General features: G+C 61.0%; 11 protein-coding genes, 5 pseudogenes and 2 riboswitches. Of the genes and pseudogenes, 7 read left to right on the top strand and 9 right to left on the bottom strand.

Annotation, left to right across the window (positions count from 1 at the left end; all coding sequences use genetic code 11):
• Position 1: 1 nt before the first annotated feature.
• Together LJU32_16670 and LJU32_16665 are read right to left on the bottom strand one after the other, a co-directional pair.
• Entirely contained in the window at positions 2-664 is a 663-nt protein-coding gene (locus LJU32_16670) for an amino acid ABC transporter permease (GenBank protein ID WKV87368.1), read from the bottom strand.
• Positions 665-715: 51 nt separating this feature from the next.
• Entirely contained in the window at positions 716-1,564 is an 849-nt protein-coding gene (locus LJU32_16665) for a transporter substrate-binding domain-containing protein (GenBank protein ID WKV87367.1), read from the bottom strand.
• Between the two features lie 418 nt (positions 1,565-1,982).
• Here LJU32_16665 and LJU32_16660 point away from each other — a divergent pair, with 418 nt between their 5' ends.
• Both LJU32_16660 and LJU32_16655 read left to right on the top strand, forming a co-directional pair.
• Positions 1,983-2,387 (top strand): hypothetical protein, encoded by a 405-nt coding sequence (locus LJU32_16660; GenBank protein ID WKV87366.1) that lies wholly within the window; start codon positions 1,983-1,985, stop codon positions 2,385-2,387.
• Between the two features lie 90 nt (positions 2,388-2,477).
• Complete coding sequence (locus LJU32_16655; protein WKV87365.1) at positions 2,478-2,909, top strand: thioredoxin family protein; 432 nt, start codon at positions 2,478-2,480, stop codon at positions 2,907-2,909.
• A 125-nt stretch (positions 2,910-3,034) separates the two neighbouring features.
• Here LJU32_16655 and LJU32_16650 read toward each other — a convergent pair.
• The 5 genes and pseudogenes from LJU32_16650 to cobW form a co-directional block, all read right to left on the bottom strand.
• Positions 3,035-4,593, bottom strand: a pseudogene (locus LJU32_16650) (TerC family protein).
• 357 nt (positions 4,594-4,950) lie between these two features.
• Positions 4,951-5,841 (bottom strand): VWA domain-containing protein, encoded by an 891-nt coding sequence (locus LJU32_16645; GenBank protein WKV91127.1) that lies wholly within the window; start codon positions 5,839-5,841, stop codon positions 4,951-4,953.
• Positions 5,777-6,623: pseudogene (locus LJU32_16640) on the bottom strand (AAA family ATPase). Before LJU32_16640 ends, LJU32_16645 begins: the two are co-directional and overlap by 65 nt.
• 141 nt (positions 6,624-6,764) lie before the next feature.
• Positions 6,765-10,611 (bottom strand): annotated as a pseudogene (gene cobN / locus LJU32_16635) (cobaltochelatase subunit CobN).
• A 3-nt stretch (positions 10,612-10,614) separates the two neighbouring features.
• The gene (gene cobW, locus LJU32_16630) at positions 10,615-11,679 is read right to left on the bottom strand and encodes a cobalamin biosynthesis protein CobW (protein ID WKV87364.1); all 1,065 of its coding nucleotides are present in this window, start codon (positions 11,677-11,679) and stop codon (positions 10,615-10,617) included.
• Positions 11,680-11,777: 98 nt separating this feature from the next.
• Positions 11,778-11,990, bottom strand: a riboswitch (cobalamin riboswitch).
• A 188-nt stretch (positions 11,991-12,178) separates the two neighbouring features.
• Positions 12,179-12,398: riboswitch (cobalamin riboswitch) on the top strand.
• 122 nt (positions 12,399-12,520) lie between these two features.
• Here cobW and LJU32_16625 point away from each other — a divergent pair.
• From LJU32_16625 to cobM, 4 genes and pseudogenes are all read left to right on the top strand, one after another.
• On the top strand, positions 12,521-12,718 hold the full coding sequence (locus LJU32_16625) for a CbtB-domain containing protein (protein WKV87363.1): 198 nt from the start codon (positions 12,521-12,523) through the stop codon (positions 12,716-12,718).
• Between the two features lie 11 nt (positions 12,719-12,729).
• Complete coding sequence (locus LJU32_16620; protein WKV87362.1) at positions 12,730-13,431, top strand: CbtA family protein; 702 nt, start codon at positions 12,730-12,732, stop codon at positions 13,429-13,431.
• A complete protein-coding gene (locus LJU32_16615; protein ID WKV87361.1) occupies positions 13,428-13,841 on the top strand; it encodes a cobalamin biosynthesis protein in 414 nt (137 codons plus the stop codon). Before LJU32_16620 ends, LJU32_16615 begins: the two co-directional genes overlap by 4 nt.
• Positions 13,842-13,914: 73 nt before the next feature.
• Positions 13,915-14,660: pseudogene (gene cobM / locus LJU32_16610) on the top strand (precorrin-4 C(11)-methyltransferase).
• 144 nt (positions 14,661-14,804) lie between these two features.
• Here cobM and nfuA read toward each other — a convergent pair.
• Both nfuA and LJU32_16600 read right to left on the bottom strand, forming a co-directional pair.
• On the bottom strand, positions 14,805-15,389 hold the full coding sequence (gene nfuA / locus LJU32_16605; GenBank protein ID WKV87360.1) for a Fe-S biogenesis protein NfuA: 585 nt from the start codon (positions 15,387-15,389) through the stop codon (positions 14,805-14,807).
• Between the two features lie 103 nt (positions 15,390-15,492).
• Positions 15,493-17,785 (bottom strand): annotated as a pseudogene (locus LJU32_16600) (fatty acid cis/trans isomerase).
• Between the two features lie 154 nt (positions 17,786-17,939).
• Here LJU32_16600 and metH point away from each other — a divergent pair.
• The gene (gene metH, locus LJU32_16595; protein ID WKV87359.1) at positions 17,940-21,650 is read left to right on the top strand and encodes a methionine synthase; all 3,711 of its coding nucleotides are present in this window, start codon (positions 17,940-17,942) and stop codon (positions 21,648-21,650) included.
• The last annotated feature ends 31 nt before the right edge of the window (positions 21,651-21,681 follow it).

Below are 21,681 nucleotides of genomic sequence, written 5' to 3'. Positions count from 1 at the left end.
CCTATCGGCGGATCGCCAGACGCTGCTCGAGGTAACGCAGCAGCATGGCAATGAGGTAACAGGCCGCGACATACAACGCCGTGGTCACCAGCCAGGTTTCGATCACCCGGTAGCTTTCGACGTTGATCTTGCGCGCGTAATAGGTCAGCTCCGGCACTGCAATCGCAGCCGCCAGCGAGGTGTCCTTGAACAGCGAAATGAAGTTGTTCGACAGCGCCGGCAACACGTTGCGCAGCATTACCGGCACGGTGACGTAAGCCTTGACCTGCCACTCGCCGAGGCCGATCGCCAACCCCGCTTCACGCAGGCCTTTGGGAATGCTCAACAAGCCGCCACGGAAGACTTCGGTCAGGTACGCGCCGGCATACAGCGACAGCGTGATGATGAACGAAGGAATCTTGTCCAGACGAATCCCCAGACTTGGCAAGGCAAAGTAGATCAACAGAATCAACACCAGGATCGGCGTGTTACGCACTACCGTGACGTACACCGAGGCCAACACCCGCAAGGCGCGATGTTTGGAGAGCAAGGCAAACGCCATCAGCAGGCCGATCACGCAGCCGATGGCGATCGACACCAGCGCCAGCTGCAAGCCCAGACCGAGCCCCGCCAGCAAGGTGTCGAAATCGCGCCACACGGCGGCAAAGTTCAACTGATAGTTCATGGTCAGCAGTACCTTGAGCGGGGCGACTGAAATCGCCCCACTTTCACGGGATCATTTGAATTCGACTGGGAAACCGATGGCTGGAGATGGCAGATCAACACCGAACCATTGTTTGAACGAAGCGGCGTAGGTCGGGAACTCAACTCCGGTCATGGCTTCATGAAGCGCGGTGTTGACGAAGTTCAGCCAGTCCTGATCGCCACGTTTGACCGCGCAGGCGTAAGTTTGCGGACTCCAGGCGTAGCTCGGGCTGCGGTAACGGCCGGGATTCTGCACCATCAGGTATTTGACCGAGGACTGATCGGTGGCGGCGGCATCGGCGCGGCCGGAGTTCACTGCCTGATACATCAGGTCGACGCTGTCGTACTGATCGACCTTGGCCTTGGGCAATGCCTGGTGCACCAGCTCTTCGGCATACACGTTCTGCAGCACCGCGACAGTTACATCATCGCCCGCCGCCTGCAGGTCTTCGATTTCCTTGTACTTGCTGTTGTTCGGTAAAAGCAGGCCGACGCCTTCGCGGTAGTACGGCAAGGTGAATGCCACTTGCTGCGCGCGGCTGGCGGTGACGGTGATGAACTGGCAGCTCATGTCGACCTTGTCGGTGAGCAGATTGGGAATCCGCGCATCGGACGACTGCACCACGAACTCGACTTTGCTCGGGTCGTTGAACAACCCCTTGGCCACCATCCTGGCGATGTCGATATCAAAACCCTGCAACTTGCCGTCCGCGCCCTGAAAGTGCCACGGCGCATTGGTGCTGCCGGTGCCGACTATCAACTTGCCACGCGCCAGGACACTGTCGAGTTTGCTGTCGGCAGCCTGGGCCATACCCATGAATGCGGACGAAGCTGCAAGAACAAAAACACACGCTTTGAACAACGAAGGACGGCGATGCATGGCAAGCACTCCAGATTGTGTTTATTCCGCTATACCGGAACACGGTTTGTTACTACGGAATAGACAGCAGAAAGTGTGCCACAGCCTCAGCGTAAAATGCGACAGCCGTGAAAGTTGAGATTATTCAGTGAGTTAACGGACGGAGTGCATCCGCGCATAGTGGCTGCCCCGAAACCCCGCGTCCCGTAATTACCCGGTATCGGGAAAGTAACGTCACATTTGGGAGCACGTTGTGAGTTTTTATGAGGCGAGCGCAAATACCAATTGAGATCGTTTGGCCTGCATACCGCTCGTCGGATTTAGCTGTCTACCTGTCAGAGTTGACAGTTGTGCGCGATGAACTCCGCAGGCTAACTGGGTCAGCCCATACGAGGGCTGCAGAATCACTTGTAACTCTCACTCAATAAGGAATATTGACATGGCTAATCTGATCAAGAACGGCGACTTTTCCCAAGAAGGCACACATTGGACGGTGTCCAATCCATCTGACGTCAAGTTCGTGGCCGGTGACTGCGTCATTGCAACGCCGCATTCCATTAGTCAGGAGGTCATGACTGGGGAAGGCGGCGGCGGGACATTTATGTTGTCGGCAAGGATGATGACGCTGGCCGGATTTGCGGGTCGCATTACCGTGCAGCCTGTCCCGACTGGCGAGCCGGTTCACCTCAACGTCGGGGGTGGTCAGGAGTGGACAGTGAAATTCGAACAATTCACGACGCAGATTTCGACTCTGAAGTTCATAGTCAAACTGGAATCCAATGACGGGACTTTCGATGAGTTTGGTGCCTACTTCGGTGATGTAACTCTGTCGAAGCTGCTCTGACGCATAGTTGTAGAAAACGAGTTGACAGCCAGGGGTAACTCGTTTTTTCCACGAACACGTAACCGTTTCACTCGAAAAAAGGATCATTCGATGAGGTCCAGAGCACCGATGGCAGTCCTGCCAGAAACATACCGCAAAACCCTGAAAACCTGGCGCCCGGTCATTCTTTATTTCGCCAACGACCACTGCCCCGCCTGCGAATGGGCCGGGCCGATCTTTCGGCAGATTGCCGAGCCTTACCGACTGCGCGCCAACATCTATATGCTTAACACCAGCCAATCGCCTCGCCACCCGAACGTGACCGGCACGCCTACAGTGCTGTTTTACAAAAATGGCAGGCTGATCAAAAAGCTCAAAGGCATTGGCACTGAAGAAACCCTCGCACGGGATTTCGCTGCGCATATCGGCAAGACCAAAGCGCCCGTTGCCGCGCGCAAACGAACGCATGATCTGACTTGGTTGCGTCGGACACTCCGTACTTTGCGTACAGTCCCACGTGCACGCCTACGCCGGATGTTCTGAACGAGCCTCACCAGACTACCAAATCGCATTCGCGAGCAAGCTCGCTCCCACATTGGAACCCGTTTCAAACGTGGGAGCGAGCTTGCTCGCGAAGAGGCCGGCATCGCCTGTAGAGAGCTCAAGTATTACGCGGCAGCACGCTCCAGCAGCACCCGCGTAACGCGTCGTTCTTCAACGGCTTTGACGGTCAATTGCCAGCCCTCGTACTCCAGTCGATCACCGGTCATCGGCAACCGATCCAGCAGGCTCATGACCAACCCGGCCATGGTCTGATAATCCTCGGTCGGCTCGGCATCGAAGCCGGTACGCTGGCGAACGCGAGCCAAGGGCAGCGCGCCGCTGACCAGAAACCCGCCGCGCTCTTCGACCACGTCCGGGCCTTCGATTTCGCTGGCGTCGGGTAACTCGCCGGCGATCGATTCGAGGATGTCGGTCATGGTCAGTACGCCGACAAAATCGCCGAATTCGTTGACCACGAAGGCGATGTGCGTCGATGCCGCGCGCATTTGCTCCAGCGCATTGAGGATCGAATAACTGTCGAGCAGATTGATCGCCTTGCGCGCCAGATGCTCAAGGCTCGGCTCGTTTCCGGCCAGATATTCCTTGAGCAGTTCCTTCTTGTGTACGAAGCCCAACGGCTCATCCACCGCACCATCGCGAATCAACGGCAAGCGCGAGTACGACGAATGCATCAACTTCGTACGAATGGTTTCGGCATCATCGGCAAGATCAATCAGGTCAACGTCGGCGCGCACCGTCATCAGGTTGCGAATCGGCCGTTCCGCCAGTTGCAGCACACCGCTGATCATCACCCGCTCACGACGGTCGAACAGCTCGGTCACCGGCGCTTCACCGTTGTCCAGCAGGTCGGAGATTTCCTCGCCAACCTCCTCCGCCGCCAGCTTGCGGCCACCGAGCAGACGCATCACCGCATGCGCAGTGCGCTCGCGCATCGGGTGCACGCCCTGCATCGAACGTTTGCGCCGAGCCCGGGCGATCTGGTTGAACACCTCGATGAGGATCGAAAAACCGATGGCCGCGTACAGGTAACCTTTCGGGATATGGAAGCCCAGACCTTCTGCGGTCAGGGCAAAACCGATCATCATCAGGAAGCCCAGACACAGCATAATCACGGTCGGATGCGCGTTGACGAAGCGGGTCAGCGGCTTGCTGGCGACGATCATCAGGCCGATGGAAATGATCACCGCGATCATCATCACCGCCAGTTCATCGACCATGCCCACGGCGGTGATCACCGCATCAAGGAGAACACCGCGTCGAGCACCACGATCTGCGCGACGATCGGCCAGAACAGCGCGTAGGTTGTGTTGGTCGAGCGCTCGCCAACATGGCCTTCGAGGCGTTCATGTAGTTCCATCGTCGCCTTGAACAACAGGAACACACCACCGAACAGCATGATCAGATCACGCCCGGAGAAACTCTTGTCGAACACCTCGAACAACGGCTGTGTGAGCGTGACCAGCCAGGAAATGCTCGCCAACAGGCCCAGACGCATGATCAACGCCAGCGAAAGGCCGATGATCCGCGCACGATCACGCTGATGCGGCGGCAGTTTGTCGGCAAGAATTGCGATGAACACCAGGTTGTCGATACCCAGTACCAGTTCCAGCACGATCAGAGTCAACAGGCCTAACCAGGCCGTGGGATCCGCTAACCATTCCATAAAACGTCTCGATCTCTCTTCGGTGAATTCAGGCTGCCGGACACGGCGAAGTGCAACGCGAAGGCTCAAGAGCCGCGTTATCAACCATAGTCGGGAGTCGGAAGACGGGATGCTGCGAATGGATCAAGACCGCGCGAAGGCGCGCTGGAGAATGCTGACTGGGAGGCTCCGAGAGGGTGTTCATGTAAATCCTGAATGCAAAATGGCCTTGGAGCGTACAGGGTCGACCGGCCCGTTCCACAGCGGCAAATCATTTCAAAATCTGTATGAATGAACTCGACCGGAGATTTTCAGCGCTGCTGAAGACGCCTTCGCAAGCAAGCTCGCTCCCACAGGGTTTGAGCGGCGCAGCGGATTTCAGCGTAAACCCAGCTCATCGATATGCTGATACTGCGCTTGCAGCGCGGTCGCCAGTTCTTTCGCTCGGCCCAGGCGAATCGGCCCGCGCTCAATGTCGATGAGCAATCCGGGGCACGCCAGCACGGGCAACCCAGACACGTCCTTCAGGCGACCATCGGTCACGATCAGGCAGCGCTGCCGTTCGGCGGGAAAGCGCTTGCGCCGCACTGTCAGCCACTGCTGCGCCTGCGCCAGCGCCGCGAGCAACGGCGTGCCGCCACCGGCGCCGAGGCCGTCGAGCCAGACGCTCAGGCCGCTTGAGGCCTTCAATCCTTGCACCTGCCATTTCGGCGCGGTGCCACTGGCCGTCAGCAAAGCCAGCCGCGCCCGCTGGCGGTAAGCGTCGTCGAACAGTTGCGCGAGCAGGCCCTTGGCATCGCTCAAGGCCTGATGGCGACGAGTGGAAGCCGACGCATCGATGATCACCAGCCAGATCTCATGGGGTGAGCGGGTGCGTTGCTGGAACAGCAGATCGGCGCGGCGCCGGGGGCGGCCATTGAGGAGCGTGCCCGGCCAGTTCACCGATCCGCTGCCGGCCCCATTCCGCTGGCCCTGGCGGCCATTGGCGAGTTGTCCGGCACGGGGCCTGGCATTCGCCCCCGCATCGGATCGGGGGCGAATGCCTAGGGCTTTTTGCCAGCGGCGGCCAGCTCGGAACTTCGCGGCGGGCACCGGTGGCTTGCGCCGTTGCCGGCATCTCGCCCCACTGGCCCTGCCCTTCGCTGGGTTTGCTGTCTGCGGCTGACGGAGATTGCGCTTGTGGCTCCGCGCCAGCCAAGGGCTGCTCGCGACGGCGGTGGCGCAGGGCAAATTCGGCCACCGCGTCGATATCCTCTTGCGCAATCGCATCCGCCCCCGCCACGCGGCATGGGCGCGCGCTGCGCGCAACCACACCAGATCGGCGCGCAGGCCATCAACGCCAGCGGCAAAGCAACGCTCGGTAATCAGCGCCAGTGCCGCATCATCCAGCGGGATGGCTGCCAAGCGCTCGCGGGCGCGTTCACAACACGAACGCAAAATCTGCTGCTGGCTTTCCCATTGCGCGCAGAACCCTTGTGGATCGCTGTCGAAATCCAGCCGCCGGCGAATGATCTGTCCGCGCTCGGCGGGCGCGGTGTGCCCGCTGAGGGCGACGTTCAGGCCGAACCGGTCAAGCAGTTGCGGCCGCAATTCGCCCTCTTCCGGATTCATGGTGCCGATCAGGACGAACCTCGCCGAATGCCGGTGGGAAATGCCGTCACGCTCGATCAGGTTGGTGCCGCTGGCGGCGACATCGAGCAACAGGTCCACCAGGTGATCGGGCAGCAGATTGACTTCATCGACGTACAGCACGCCACCGTCAGCCTTGGCCAATACTCCGGGGAGAATTGCGCGCGCCCGTCGCTCAGGGCAGCGTCGAGATCGAGGGTGCCGACCAGGCGTTCTTCAGTTGCGCCCAACGGCAAAGTGACGAACTGGCCACTGGCGAGCAGATCCGCCAGGCCCCGGGCCAATGTCGACTTGGCCATGCCGCGCGGCCCTTCGATGAGTACGCCGCCGATTTTCGGGTCAATGGCCGTCAGGCACAGGGCGAGCTTCAAGTCATCGGCGCCGACCACGGCGGAGAGCGGGAAATGTGGGGTGTCGGTCATTTTGGGTACTCGCTCATGGTCGGTGAATTGTTTCAACTGTAGGAGTGAGCCTGCTCGCGATGGCGGTGTATCAGTCAACTTATGGATTTGCTGAACTATCGCTATCGCGAGCAGGCTCACTCCTACAGGGATCGCGTTGTGTCAGGTGTCTTCTTCTATGTCCAGCAGGAGGTTTTCCAGCGCCTCTTTATACGCTCCCGGCTCCTGCCACATCCCGCGCTGCTGCGCCTCAAGCATGCGCTCAGTCATGTCGCGCAGTGCATGGGGATTATGCTCACGGACAAAATCCCGGGTCGCCGGGTCAAGCAAGTACGCATCCGCCAGCAACGCATATTGATGGTCGTCGATCAGCTGCGTCGTGGCATCGAAGGCGAACAGATTATCAACGGTCGCCGCCAGTTCGAACGCGCCTTTGTAGCCGTGACGCTTGACCCCGTCGATCCACTTCGGGTTGGCCGCGCGCGAGCGCACCACGCGGTTCAGCTCTTCTTTCAAGGTACGAATCTTCGGCAGATCCGGCTGGCTGTGATCGCCGTGATAACTGGCTGCCGCCTCGCCACGCAGGCTCTCCACCGCCGCGAGCATGCCGCCCTGGAACTGGTAATAATCATTGGAATCGAGCAAATCATGCTCGCGATTGTCCTGGTTTTGCAGCACTGCCTGCACCTGGCTCAAGCGCTGACTGAATTGCTCGCGGGCGGCGGTACCTTCGTCAGCGCCGCCGTACGCGTAGGCACCCCAATTCAGATAAACCTCGGCGAGGTCTTCGCGGGTCTGCCACAAACGCCCATCGATAGCGCCTTGCACTCCCGCGCCGTACGCCCCGGTTTCGCGCCAAAGATGCGCCACCCGGCCTGACGCCGCGCGGTGTCCTCATCAATGCCCGCTTGCAGCAGCGCTTCACGTTCAGCGCGCACTTTGGCGGCCAGTGGGTTCAAGTCGTCAGGCTCGTCCAGCGCGGCCACCGCTTGCACGGCGGCGTCGAACAGGCGGATGAGATTGGCAAACGCATCACGGAAAAACCCCGAAACCCGCAGCGTCACGTCAACACGCGGGCGATCGAGCAGACTCAGCGGCAGAATTTCGAAGTCATCCACGCGCTGACTGCCCGTGGCCCAGACCGGACGCACGCCCATCAGCGCCATGGCCTGGGCGATGTCGTCGCCGCCGGTGCGCATGGTTGCGGTGCCCCAGACAGACAAGCCCAACTGGCGCAAGTGATCGCCATGATCCTGCAAATGTCGTTCGAGGATCAGCGTTGCCGACTGGAACCCGATGCGCCACGCGGTGGTGGTCGGCAGGTTGCGCACGTCCACTGAATAGAAGTTGCGACCGGTAGGCAACACATCGAGGCGGCCACGGCTGGGCGCACCGCTGGGGCCGGCGGGGACGAAACGACCGCTGAGGGCGTCGAGCAGACCGCGCATTTCAGCCGGCCCGCAAGCGTCGAGGCGCGGGGCGACGACTTCGCGCAGGGACTGGATGATCTCATTCACATCAGACCACCCTGGCCCCTGTGGAGCGAGCCTGCTCGCGAAAGCGGTGTGTCATTCAAAACTGAATTGCCGGACCCGAGGCCTTCGCGAGCAGGCTCACTCCTACAGGGATTTTGTAGTGTCTGGGAGATCAGGTCTGCGGCAAACAATTCGAGGCGCTCGCGGGTGTCGCCGGCGGTGCGCCAGACTTCTTCGCTGATGGTCTGCAACTCGGTCGGCCGCCGGCCGCTCCAGGGATCGGCCAACGCGCAATCCAGCGGATCAAAACCGAGCTCAAACGCCTTGGCCAACGCTCGCAACAAGCTCGACTGCGCGCCCTTGCCGTCTCCGCGCGGGATGCGCAGCAGCGCCAGCAACGTGTCGATACGCAAGCGCCCGCTCGGCGATACGCCAAATATGTGCAACCCATCGCGAATCTGCGATTCCTTCAGATCGCACAGATAAGTGTCCAGACGCGGCAACCAGATCGCCGCATCGGCGTCGCTGTCCAGCGCAGCATCCAGTTGCAGTTCGCGGTCGATCTGCGTGTCTCGCACCAATTGCAGAATGTCGCGCTGTAGCTCACGGGCGCGGCGCGGATCGAGCAGTTGCGCCTCGTAATATTCGTCGGCGAGCAACTCCAGATTGCGCAGCGGCCCGTAGGTTTCGGCGCGGGTCAGCGGCGGCATCAGGTGGTCGATGATCACCGCTTGGGTACGCCGCTTCGCCTGAGCGCCCTCGCCCGGGTCGTTGACGATGAACGGATAGATATTCGGCAGCGGCCCGAGCAACGCATCCGGCCAGCAGTTTTCCGATAGCCCAACGCCCTTGCCCGGCAGCCATTCGAGATTGCCGTGCTTGCCGACGTGGATCACGCCGTGAGCGCCGTAGGTGTTGCGCAACCAGAAATAGAACGCCAGATAACCGTGCGGCGGCACCAGATCCGGGTCGTGATACACCGCGCTCGGATCGACCTGATAACCCCGGGCCGGCTGAATGCCGACAAAGGTCAGACCGAAACGCAGACCGGCGATCATCAGGCGGCCGTCGCGGCACATCGGATCGTTGTGTGGTGATCCCCAACGTTCGACCACCGCCGCGCGATTTGCCTCCGGCAGCGCGTTGAACATTGCCAGGTAATCGTCCATCGCCAGGCTCTGCTGACAGGGACGCAGATCGAGGCTGTCGAGGTCATTGCTGACACCGCCGAGCAGTTGCTGGATCAGCTCGGTGCCGCTGTCGGGCAACTCAGCTGTGATGGGATAACCTTCGGCACGCAATGCCCGCAGGATGTTCAGCGCCGCCGCCGGCGTATCGAGGCCCACACCGTTGCCGATGCGGCCGTCGCGGGTCGGGTAGTTGGCAAGGATCAGGGCGATGCGTTTTTCGCCGTTCGGCACGCGTGCCAAAGCAACCCAACGCCGCGCCAGTTCGGCGACGAAATCCATGCGTTCGGGCTGAGCGCGGTAGCAGACCACATCGGACTGACTGCGCTCGCTGCGCCAGGCCAGATCCTTGAAGCTGATCGGTCGGCTGATGATGCGCCCGTCGAGCTCCGGCAAAGCAATGTGCATCGCCAGATCGCGCGGCCCCAGGCCCTGCTCGCTGTCGCGCCAGCCGGGCTCGTTGTCCTGAGCGCAGATCGCTTGAATCACCGGGATGTTGCGGCGGAACGGGCGCAGATGCGGCGCTTCGGGGCTGGACTGGGCAAAACCGGTGGTGTTGAGAATCACCCCCGCCTCGACTTCATCCAGCCAGCCCTCGACCACCGACAAGCAACCGGGTTCTTTCAGACTGGCCACCGCGATCGGCAGCGGATTGAGTCCGGCTGCCTGCAAACGCTGACAGAACACATCGATGAACGCCGTGTTCGCCGCCTGCAAATGCGAGCGATAGAACAACAGCGCCGCCACGGGTTGATCGGGTCGCCATTCGGCTTGCCAATCGCTCAGGGCAGCGCTGTTTTTCTGTGGGTGATAAATCGCCGTGCGCGGCAGGGTTTGCGGCTCGCTCCACGGGTAATCGCGGGCGAACCATTGGTTGCCCAGGCAATGGAAGAAATCCAGCGCATTGCCCATGCCGCCTTGACGCAGAAATTGCCAGAGTCGATCGCGGACTTCGGCGCTGACCGTGCTCAAGTCGCTCAACTCCGGATCCGGGCGGTCATCGCCGGGCACCAGGATCAGTTGCACGCCGCGCTCCGACAACTCGACCAGCCGCTCGACGCCATAGCGCCAATAGGCAATACCGCCATGCAGCGAGATCAGAATGACCTTGGCGTGGCGCAGCACTTCGTCGACGTACAGGTCGACCGAGGCATGATTCTGCACCTGCATCGGGTTGGCCAGACGCAGGCTCGGGTAGTCTTCGGGCAGTTGCTGCGCAGCCTCGGCGAGCAGCGCCAGGCTGGAATCGCCGCTGCACAGGATCACCAGCTCGGCGGGGGTTTGTCCGAGATCGGCAATGTTGTCGTCCGAGACGAATCCGCCGGGCTGGGTCCTGAGCAGGTGCATGGCTTAAACGCTGAGCGCGGCGCGCAATTGCGCTTCGAGTTGCACGGCATCGAGTTCCTGACCTATCAGCACCAGCCGCGTGATACGCGCTTCCTCGGCACCCCACTGGCGGTCGAAATGCTTGTCGAAACGCGTGCCCACACCCTGGATCAACAGGCGCATCGGCTTGTTCGGAATCGCCGCGAAGCCTTTGACCCGCAGGATGCCGTGCTGCACCACCAATTGCGTCAGCGCGTCGAGCAGCAGGCTTTCGTCAGCTTGCGGCAGTTCGATGGAGATCGAATCGAAGGCGTCGTGATCGTGGTCATCGTCATCACCGTCGTGGTGGTGGTCATGATGGCTGTGGCGGCTGTCGATGTGTTCCTCGGAGCCAGCGCCGAGGCCAATCAGCACGTCAAGCGGCAGACGGCCGTTGCTGGCTTCGATGATTTTTACCGCTGGCGGCAGCTCTTCGGCGACTTCAGCGCGCACCCGTGCGAGATCTTCCGCGCTGGTCTGGTCGGCTTTGTTGAGGATGACCAGGTCAGCACTGGCCAGTTGATCGGCGAACAACTCGTGCAACGGCGACTCGTGGTCGAGGTTCGGATCGAGTTTGCGCTGGGCATCGACCTGATCCGGGAACGCGGCGAACGTGCCAGCGGCGACGGCCGGGCTGTCGACTACGGTGATGACTGCGTCGACGGTGCAGGCGCCGCGGATTTCCGGCCACTGGAAGGCTTGCACCAACGGCTTGGGCAGGGCCAGGCCGGAGGTTTCGATAAGGATGTGATCAAGGTCACCGCGACGGGCGACCAGTTCGCGCATTACCGGAAAGAACTCTTCCTGCACCGTGCAGCACAGGCAGCCGTTGGCCAGCTCATAAACACGGCCACTGGCCTCTTCTTCGGTGCAGCCGATGGTGCATTGCTTGAGGATTTCACCGTCGATGCCGAGCTCGCCAAACTCGTTGACGATCACCGCGATGCGCCGGCCCTGAGCGTTATCGAGCATGTGCCGTAGCAGCGTGGTTTTGCCCGAACCGAGGAAACCGGTGACGATGGTGACGGGGAGTTTGGCCAGTGTTTTCATCGGTATGCCCTTTGGCAAGCGGCGGGCATACAGGACGAGAACCGGCAGCGCGCGTGCACGCCGGAAGCATTCGCCACCGGATCACCCCGCCCGGTTGTAGTGAGAATCTGTGACGAGGCAGGTCTCCTGGCTGACGGCGTTCAGGCGCGGGGCCTGGCATTCGCTGCGCCTTCCCGCTGGCTCATCGGTTGAGCTGGCAGTGGCGTGGCAACGAACATCACCGTTCACAGTTGCGGGGGCAGCCGCGGCTTCGACCGCGTTCCCTTCTTAGCTTCGGCAAGTGCCGAAGAACCTCGAAAGCGCAAGGCTACGCATGGGTCCGTCGTGGGTCAATGGTCGGTGAGTCTGAGTTCGGGGCATATCCGTTGCTTCGGAGGCTGCCGCTGGCGGTTTCGCTCTTGCAGCGACTCACTTTTTCAAACAGCGGAATGCCGGCCCAGCAAAAAGTAAGCAAAGGCTTTGCCCCCAGAAATTGACTAAAAACCCAAACCCATGTTCTCCTGCCCACCTTGTTACGGGTGCCCTTCACAGGGTGAAACGGGAAACCGGTGAATCATGTGCTTTACTCAAAGCCATGTCAGTCCGGTGCTGCCCCCGCAACGGTAAGCGAGCGAAGCGTCAGATCCACTGTGCCCCGGCATGGGAAGGTGACGCTTGCAGGTCGGCCTCGTGCCAACCCCTCGTGAGCCCGGAGACCGGCCCGCAACACCCAGCGCGCGCAAGCGCCGCTGACCACAAACAAACCCGCGGTGGGCGGGCGCTGTTCAAAATCCCTGTGCGCCCGGCTCGCAGGGATTTTCATGCGCTCTGTTTACCCGCTGACATTTCAGAGGGAAGCGCTATGTCGATCATCAGCAATACCGTTAGCCACACTGACCACATTTCCAGCAGTACCACACTCGGTCAACGCGTGGCCGCCGCCCTCTTCGCCTCGATCCTCGGTGCCAGCCTGGTCTGGTTCGCCGGTTTCTCGCACATCGAAGCGGTGCACAACGCCGCCCACGATACCCGCCACAGCGCCGCGTTCCCGTGCCACTGAGGCTTGCCGAGATGATCAAGCGTATCGCGCAAACCGCAGGCTTCAGCGGCTTGCTGGCCGCCCTGCTGCTGACCTTGCTGCAGAGTTTCTGGGTTTCGCCACTGATTTTGGAGGCGGAAACCTTCGAGAAATCCGAACCGGTAACGCAAGTCCACGAACACGCCGCTGGCACTGCCGCGCACAGCCACGATGGCGAAGCCTGGGAGCCGGAAGACGGCTGGCAGCGGGTGGTCTCGACCACTGGCGGCAATCTGGTGGTGGCGGTGGGTTTCGCCTTGATGCTTGCCGGTCTGTACACCCTGCGCGCGCCGACCAAGACCTCGCAAGGACTGCTCTGGGGTCTGGCCGGTTACGCGACGTTCGTTCTCGCGCCGACCTTGGGCCTGCCACCTGAATTGCCGGGCACTGCGGCCGCTGATCTGGCTTCGCGGCAGATCTGGTGGATCGGCGCTGCCGCTTCGACCGCCGTCGGCCTGGCACTGATCGCCTTCAGTCGTCACTGGCTGATGAAGCTTCTTGGTGTGGCGATTCTCGCCGTGCCGCATGTAATCGGCGCGCCGCAACCGCAGGTGCATTCGATGCTCGCTCCAGAGGCATTGGAAACCCAGTTCAAAATCGCTTCGCAGCTGACCAACGTTGCATTCTGGCTGGCTCTGGGCCTGATCAGCGCCTGGTTGTTCCGCCGCAAAAGCGCAGGGCACTATCAGGCATGACCGATGACCGCGCAGCGCCGACTCTGGTGGTCGGCTTCGGCTGCCAGCGCGGCTGCCCGGCCAGTACGTTGCGTGCGTTACTCGATCAGGCGTTGCAGGCGCATCGCATTGAACTGCGAGCAGTCAGGGCTTTGGCCAGTATCGATCTCAAGCGCGACGAACCGGGTCTGCTTGAACTGGCCACCCAACTGAACCTGCCGCTGCAGTATTTCAACAGTGCCGAGCTGGCGCCCTATCAACAGCGTCTCAGCCATCAATCGCAAATCGCCTTTGAGCGCACCGGCTGCTACGGCGTGGCAGAAAGCGCCGCGCTGGCGCTGGCCGAGCAACTGATCCAGGCGCCGGCGAAACTGCTGATTCCCCGGCAGAAATATGCGCAGGCGACGCTGGCGTTGGCCGGCGCTGCATAAAATCCCGATAATCCCCGCCATCGATCATGAGCACACTTCATCTGCGGCTGCGCTTCTGACCAAGGATTCAACGATGACCGTCTACTTCATCGGCGCCGGCCCCGGCGACCCCGAATTGATCACCGTGAAAGGCCAGCGCCTGATTCGCAACTGCCCGGTAATTATCTACGCCGGTTCGCTGGTACCGGCGGCCGTTCTGGAAGGTCACCAAGCCGAAAGCGTGGTCAACAGCGCTGAGCTGCACCTTGAGCAGATCATCGATTTGATCAAGAGCGCCCACGCCAAAGGCCAGGATGTGGCCCGCGTGCACTCCGGAGATCCAAGTCTGTACGGAGCGATTGGCGAGCAGATTCGCTACTTGCGTGAGCTGGGCATTCCTTTCGAGATCATTCCCGGCGTGACGGCCACCGCGGCATGCGCAGCGCTGCTCGGCGCCGAGTTGACTCTGCCGGACATCTCGCAAAGCGTGATTTTGACCCGTTACGCCGACAAGACCGCGATGCCGGCGGGGAAGAACTGGCCAGCCTGGCGCAGCACGGCGCGACCATGGCGATCCACTTGGGGGTCAATCATCTGGAGAAGATCCTGGTTGAATTGCTGCCGCATTACGGCGCAGATTGCCCGATTGCCGTTATTCATCGCGCGACATGGCCGGATCAGGATTGGGTGATAGGTACGTTGGCGGACATTGCCGACAAGGTCGAGGCCAAAGGCTTTCGACGTACGGCGCTGATTCTGGTCGGGCGGGTGCTGGGCAGTGAGGTGTTCAGCGAGTCTTCGCTGTATCGCGCCGGGCATGCACATCTTTATCGCCCTTGAAGGCGCTTTCGCGAGCAGGCTTACTCCCACAGGGGAATACATTTCAATCTGGAGCGAGCCTGCTAGCGAATAGGGCACAGCAAATGTTGCCCATAAAAAAACGGCGCTCACGGGGCGCCGTTTTTCATGTTCGCAGCGAACGCCTTAGTAGTAGGCGTTTTCTTTCTGCGTGTGGTCGGTCACGTCGCGAACGCCCTTGAGCTCAGGAATGCGCTCGAGCAAAGTGCGCTCGATGCCTTCCTTCAAGGTCACGTCGGCCTGGCCGCAGCCCTGGCAACCGCCACCGAACTGCAACACGGCAATGCCGTCCTCGACCACATCGATCAGGCTGACCTGACCGCCGTGGCTGGCCAGCCCCGGGTTGATCTCGGTTTGCAGGTAGTAGTTGATGCGCTCGTTGACCGGGCTGTCGGCATTGACCATCGGCACTTTGGCGTTCGGCGCCTTGATGGTCAGCTGGCCGCCCATGCGGTCGGTGGCATAGTCAACAACGGCGTCGTCAAGAAACGTTTCGCTGAACGAGTCGATGTAGGCGGTGAAGCTTTTCAGCCCCAGCGCAGTATCTTCAGGCTTCTCTTCGCCCGGCTTGCAGTAGGCAATGCAGGTTTCGGCGTACTGGGTGCCAGGCTGGGTGATGAAAACGCGGATGCCGATGCCTGGGGTGTTCTGCTTGGAGAGCAGATCGGCCAGGTAATCATGGGCGGCGTCGGTAATGGTAATAGCGGTCATAAAAACTCCTCGCAGGCTTGGGCGCAGTTTACGCCAATCGGCGCGGCTGACAAAGTCCTAGTATTTTTGTCGGGAAAGAATCCCGGCATATGCCTGCGAATGCTCAAAGGTTCTCGTACCGGTTCATATCCAGCACACCCTCTTCCACCGGATCGGTTTCGTGGATGTACTGGCTCAGATCGTGGAAATACAGCCAGAACTGTGGATGACTGCGGCGAATGCCCCAGCGCTCGACAATCTTTTCGAACCGGTTGGCATCCCGGGCATTCTCCATCGCATCCACAAACGCTGGCACCTGCTCGGCCGGTACGTTGAACATGAAGTTCGGGTAACTGGTGAGTACGCCCGGATAGATCGTCAAGGTGTCGAGACCCGGTTGATAGCGCAGTGACTCACCGAGCAGAAACGCCACGTTGCTGTGCGCGCGGTTGCGCAGCACGCTGTAGACCTCGCGCTTGCCGCTGGCGGTTTCGACACGCAGCAAGGTCGCTTCGGGCATCTGGTCGATGACTTTCAACCCTGCGGCCGGTCGCGAGGCCAGACGGCTCAGGGCCTGCTCGGCGTTCTGCAACGCCGGATCGATATTCGGTCGCGAGCAATAAGCGCCGTCGCAGCGATTGATCGGGTCTGGCCGCGCGTTCAGATCGCCATAGCGCGCCAGCAACTGCATGGCGAAATCGTGTTTCGGGTCTTTCTCGTCGAGCGTCAATGCGGTCGGTTTGTCGTCATCGATGGCCTCGTAATCGAGCCACATCTTGAATTGGCCGCCGTCCTGGTACCAATCGTTGAGGTAATCCTCACGTGAGTCGGCGGGCATCAGGCGCAGGAAGTTCTGCTCCGCGCCATTACGGATCAGGTCGAAATACAGGCGCGTCTGCGCTTGATGGGAGACGTTGCCGAACACGTCGAAGTTGACCGCGAGCTGATAATAGGTGCGCTCGAGCAGTGGATAGTCGAACAGCCACATGGTTTGCGGCACCTCACCGATCAGCCCCTTGGTCACCGAAGCGCTGTCGAAGTGGCGGAAAATGCTCAGCAAGGCGTTGTCGTTGCCGGCCCACAGCGTCGACCAGCTCGGCGCCGGCAGTTCGGCATAGCTGTCACGGCGCAGGGCTTCGTACTCGTTGCGCTTGTCGCGATAGTTGCGCCACAGACTCAGCACGCTGCCGACATCGTCGTTCTGCCCCGGCATCGCCAGCAGCGGCGTGGCTTGCCCGCGGTAGTTCGGGTCGGTGATGTAGAGATCATGTTCCGGCGCCTGGAACAGCGCCCAGAAGTTGTCGCGGATCACGTCGGTCGCGATCTGCCCACGGCACACCGGGCCGCGAATAAAGGTGCGGACGAAGTATTCAGCGTTATCGAGCATGAACTGATAGCGCGCCTGCGCCGGAATCGCCTCGAAGGTAGCAAACGGATTGGCGCGGCTCTGCGGCCCGTAACCCGGCAGCGCGTTGACCTGCCAGTTGCCGCTGTAGAACAGGCTTTTGATCCGGGCCATTTTCGCCGCGCTCAGCGGATAGGTGATGTGCGTCTTGTGCACGATCACCCTTGCACCGGCCACAAGCGGTAATACACCTGTGTGCCCGGGTCGTCGTTGGGGCGGCGCGTGGCGATCAGGTCGATCGGCTGGCCGCTCGGCGTACGCGAACGCACCCACTGGAAATAATGCCCCGGCTCACCCTCCTTGAAATAGATGTGCGCCAGATACCAGTGCTCGAACAACCAGCGCCCGACCAGACTCTGCCGCGCACCGGGGCGTTGAGCAGGTTTTCCCACTGCAGGATCTGCATGGCCTCTTTGGCACTCGGCGCCAGGCTCTGCTCGTCAATCGGCGCGCCAGACGCCAGCCAGCGCTGCAAGGTCTGGTATTGCTGGTCGGTCAGGCCAGTGACCGCCAGCGGCATGCCCTCTTTCGGGTGCGCGCCGGCATAGCCGTCGAACTCCGCAGGCATTGCGCAGAGATTGTTGCGATTGAGCCCAAGAACAATCTCTTCCGGCAGTTTGGCGTTCGGCGTCAGCGGCGTCTTGTGGCCGAGTTCAAGCATGCGTGCCATCAGCGCGGCCTGACTGCCCTGGGCGTCGAGCACCGAGTAAAAGTCTTTCTGCTGCCAGGCGCGCTTGCCGAAGGCGTCGTAAAACAAGCGCGTGGTCGGTGCAGCCTGGGTACGTTCGCCGTCGTACACCGGCATCTTGCTCGCGCCACGGGCGGCGCCTTCGCCACTGCCCAGATTGAGCTGGCACGCCGAGTCGTAACAGGCATGGCAGGCCACGCACTTCTCGGTGAAGATCGGCTGTATATCCCGGCTATAGGAGATAACAGACGAAATGGCAGGATCTTGCGCCGCAACGCTCCCGCTCAGGACAAGCAACCATAAACTGATGAAGCGGTAAGGCATGCTGCTGATCCTGATGGTAAAAAAGGCTGCGATTCTACCGTTATGACGTCCGTACCAACATGAGCGATATTCATGCAAAAGCTGCGCATGCTCCAAAAGCGCACAGGTTTGCTATGATCCCGCTCCTTCGTAATGGTCTTTCCGAGTAGTCCACATGTCCGATCGCAGCGTCCGCCTTCAAGCTCTTAAGCAAGCCCTCAAAGAGCGCATCCTGATTCTCGACGGCGGGATGGGCACGATGATCCAGAGCTACAAGCTCGAAGAGCAGGATTATCGCGGCAAACGCTTCGCGGACTGGCCGAGCGACGTCAAGGGCAACAACGACCTGCTGGTGATCACCCGTCCGGACGTGATCGGCGGCATCGAAAAAGCCTACCTGGACGCCGGCGCCGACATTCTCGAAACCAACACTTTCAACGCCACGCGCATTTCCATGGCCGATTACGGCATGGAAGAGCTGGCGTACGAGTTAAACGTAGAAGGCGCACGTCTGGCGCGCAAGATTGCCGACGCCAAGACCGCCGAAAACCCGGCCAAGCCGCGCTTCGTTGCCGGCGTGCTCGGCCCGACCAGCCGCACCTGCTCGCTGTCGCCCGACGTCAACAACCCCGGCTACCGCAACGTCACCTTCGATGAGCTGGTGGAAAACTACACCGAAGCCACCAAAGGTCTGATCGAGGGCGGCGCCGATCTGATCCTGATCGAAACCATCTTCGACACCCTCAACGCCAAAGCGGCGATCTTCGCCGTGCAGGGCGTGTTCGAGGAGCTGCACATCGAACTACCGATCATGATTTCCGGGACCATCACCGATGCCTCCGGCCGGACCCTGTCGGGCCAGACCACCGAGGCGTTCTGGAACTCCGTGGCCCACGCCAAGCCGATCTCCGTGGGTTTGAACTGCGCCCTCGGCGCCAGCGAACTGCGCCCGTACCTGGAAGAGCTGTCGAACAAGGCCAGCACCCACGTATCCGCGCACCCGAACGCCGGCCTGCCGAACGAATTCGGCGAGTACGACGAACTGCCGTCGCAAACCGCGAAAGTCATCGAAGAGTTCGCCCAGAGCGGTTTCCTCAACATCGTCGGCGGTTGCTGCGGCACCACGCCGGGCCACATCGAAGCCATCGCCAAAGCCGTGGCCGGTTACGCGCCGCGGCAGATTCCGGACATTCCCAAGGCCTGCCGCCTCTCCGGTCTGGAGCCGTTCACCATCGATCGCAGCTCGCTGTTCGTCAACGTCGGCGAGCGCACCAACATCACCGGTTCGGCAAAATTCGCCCGCCTGATCCGTGAAGACAACTACACCGAAGCCCTCGAAGTCGCGCTGCAGCAGGTCGAGGCCGGCGCGCAGATCATCGACATCAACATGGACGAGGGCATGCTCGATTCGAAGAAGGCCATGGTCACCTTCCTCAATCTGATCGCCGGCGAACCGGATATCTCGCGCGTGCCGATCATGATCGACTCGTCGAAATGGGAAGTCATCGAAGCCGGCCTCAAGTGCATCCAGGGCAAGGGCATCGTCAACTCGATCAGCATGAAAGAAGGCGTCGAGCAGTTCATCCATCACGCCAAGCTGTGCAAGCGCTACGGTGCTGCGGTGGTAGTGATGGCCTTCGACGAAGCCGGCCAGGCCGACACCGAAGCGCGCAAGAAAGAGATCTGCAAACGCTCCTACGACATTCTGGTCAACGAAGTCGGCTTCCCGCCGGAAGACATCATCTTCGACCCGAACATCTTCGCCGTCGCCACCGGCATCGAAGAGCACAACAACTACGCCGTCGACTTCATCAATGCCTGCGCCTACATCCGCGATGAGCTGCCGTATGCGCTGAGCTCCGGCGGTGTGTCCAACGTGTCGTTCTCGTTCCGTGGCAACAACCCGGTGCGTGAGGCGATTCACTCGGTGTTCCTGCTCTACGCGATCCGCGCCGGGCTGACCATGGGCATCGTCAACGCCGGCCAGCTGGAAATCTACGATCAGATCCCGGTCGAGCTGCGCGACGCGGTCGAAGACGTGATCCTCAACCGCACCCCGGACGGCACCGACGCCCTCCTCGCCATCGCCGACAAGTACAAGGGCGACGGCAGCGTCAAGGAAGCCGAGACCGAAGAGTGGCGTAACTGGGACGTCAACAAACGTCTGGAACACGCACTGGTCAAGGGCATCACCACGCACATCGTTGAAGACACCGAAGAATCCCGACAGTCGTTCGCACGGCCGATCGAAGTGATCGAAGGCCCGCTGATGTCCGGCATGAACATCGTCGGCGACCTGTTCGGCGCCGGCAAAATGTTCCTCCCGCAAGTGGTGAAATCCGCCCGCGTGATGAAGCAGGCCGTGGCGCACTTGATTCCGTTCATCGAACTGGAGAAAGGCGACAAGCCGGAAGCCAAGGGCAAGATCCTCATGGCCACGGTGAAAGGCGATGTGCACGACATCGGCAAGAACATCGTCGGCGTGGTGCTCGGTTGCAACGGCTATGACATTGTCGACTTAGGCGTGATGGTTCCGGCCGAAAAGATTCTGCAGGTTGCCAAAGAACAAAAGTGCGACATCATCGGCCTCTCCGGCCTGATCACTCCGTCGCTGGACGAGATGGTCCACGTTGCCCGCGAAATGCAGCGTCAGGATTTCCATCTGCCACTGATGATCGGTGGCGCAACGACGTCGAAAGCGCACACCGCGGTGAAGATCGAGCCGAAGTACAGCAACGATGCCGTGGTCTACGTGACCGACGCGTCGCGCGCCGTCGGCGTGGCGACTCAGTTGTTATCCAAGGAGCTCAAGGCCGGGTTCGTCGAGAAGACCCGCCTGGAATACATCGACGTGCGCGAGCGTACGTCCAACCGCAGCGCCCGCACCGAACGCCTGAGCTACGCCGCCGCCATCGCCAAGAAGCCGCAATTCGACTGGGCCAGTTATCAGCCAGTCAAACCGACCTTCACCGGCAGCAAAGTGCTCGACAATATCGATTTGAACGTGCTGGCCGAGTACATCGACTGGACGCCGTTTTTCATCTCCTGGGACCTGGCGGGCAAGTTCCCGCGCATCCTCGAAGACGAAGTGGTCGGTGAGGCTGCCACTGCGCTGTACAAGGACGCCCGGGAAATGCTCACCAAGCTGATCGACGAAAAGCTGATCAGCGCCCGTGCGGTGTTCGGTTTCTGGCCGGCCAATCAGGTCAACGAAGACGACATCGAACTGTACGACGATAACGGCAAGCCATTGGCCAAGCTGCATCACTTGCGTCAGCAGATCATCAAGACCGACGGCAAACCGAACTTCTGCCTCGCCGACTTCGTGGCGCCCAAAGACAGCGAAGTCACCGACTACGTCGGCGGCTTCATCACCACCGCCGGCATCGGCGCCGAAGAAGTGGCCAAGGCCTATCAGGACGCGGGCGACGACTACAACTCGATCATGGTCAAGGCCCTCGCCGACCGCCTGGCCGAAGCCTGCGCCGAATGGCTGCACCAGCAGGTGCGTAAAGAGCACTGGGGTTATGCCAAGGATGAAACGCTCGATAACGATGCGCTGATCAAAGAGCAATACCGTGGCATCCGCCCCGCTCCCGGCTACCCGGCTTGCCCGGATCACACCGAGAAAGCCGCACTGTTCACCTTGCTTGATCCCGAAGCGGCTGAAATGCGTGCCGGACGCAGCGGCGTGTTCCTCACCGAGCATTACGCGATGTTCCCCGCCGCTGCGGTCAGTGGCTGGTATTTCGCCCATCCGCAGGCGCAGTACTTTGCCGTGGGCAAGATCGACAAGGATCAGGTGCAGAGCTACACCGCGCGTAAAGGCCAGGATCTGAGCGTCACCGAGCGCTGGCTGGCGCCGAACCTGGGTTACGACAGCTGATACACCGCCAGGGCCTGAGGCTCTCAGGCCC

The organism is Pseudomonas sp. B21_DOA (assembly GCA_030544685.1).
GTDB classification, from domain to species: domain Bacteria; phylum Pseudomonadota; class Gammaproteobacteria; order Pseudomonadales; family Pseudomonadaceae; genus Aquipseudomonas; species Aquipseudomonas fluorescens_AO.
Note: the sequence above shows the minus strand (reverse complement) of the source record. Positions and strands in the feature narration are given on the sequence as shown.

What these genes read in the sequence shown, in the direction of transcription:
- LJU32_16670 (WKV87368.1), bottom strand. Translation starts at nt 664, where the DNA reads ATGAACTATCAGTTGAACTTTGCCGCCGTGTGGCGCGATTTCGACACC.
- LJU32_16665 (WKV87367.1), bottom strand. Translation starts at nt 1,564, where the DNA reads ATGCATCGCCGTCCTTCGTTGTTCAAAGCGTGTGTTTTTGTTCTTGCA.
- LJU32_16660 (WKV87366.1), top strand. Translation starts at nt 1,983, where the DNA reads ATGGCTAATCTGATCAAGAACGGCGACTTTTCCCAAGAAGGCACACAT.
- LJU32_16655 (WKV87365.1), top strand. Translation starts at nt 2,478, where the DNA reads ATGAGGTCCAGAGCACCGATGGCAGTCCTGCCAGAAACATACCGCAAA.
- LJU32_16645 (WKV91127.1), bottom strand. Translation starts at nt 5,841, where the DNA reads ATGCGATTGCGCAAGAGGATATCGACGCGGTGGCCGAATTTGCCCTGC.
- cobW (WKV87364.1), bottom strand. Translation starts at nt 11,679, where the DNA reads ATGAAAACACTGGCCAAACTCCCCGTCACCATCGTCACCGGTTTCCTC.
- LJU32_16625 (WKV87363.1), top strand. Translation starts at nt 12,521, where the DNA reads ATGTCGATCATCAGCAATACCGTTAGCCACACTGACCACATTTCCAGC.
- LJU32_16620 (WKV87362.1), top strand. Translation starts at nt 12,730, where the DNA reads ATGATCAAGCGTATCGCGCAAACCGCAGGCTTCAGCGGCTTGCTGGCC.
- LJU32_16615 (WKV87361.1), top strand. Translation starts at nt 13,428, where the DNA reads ATGACCGATGACCGCGCAGCGCCGACTCTGGTGGTCGGCTTCGGCTGC.
- nfuA (WKV87360.1), bottom strand. Translation starts at nt 15,389, where the DNA reads ATGACCGCTATTACCATTACCGACGCCGCCCATGATTACCTGGCCGAT.
- metH (WKV87359.1), top strand. Translation starts at nt 17,940, where the DNA reads ATGTCCGATCGCAGCGTCCGCCTTCAAGCTCTTAAGCAAGCCCTCAAA.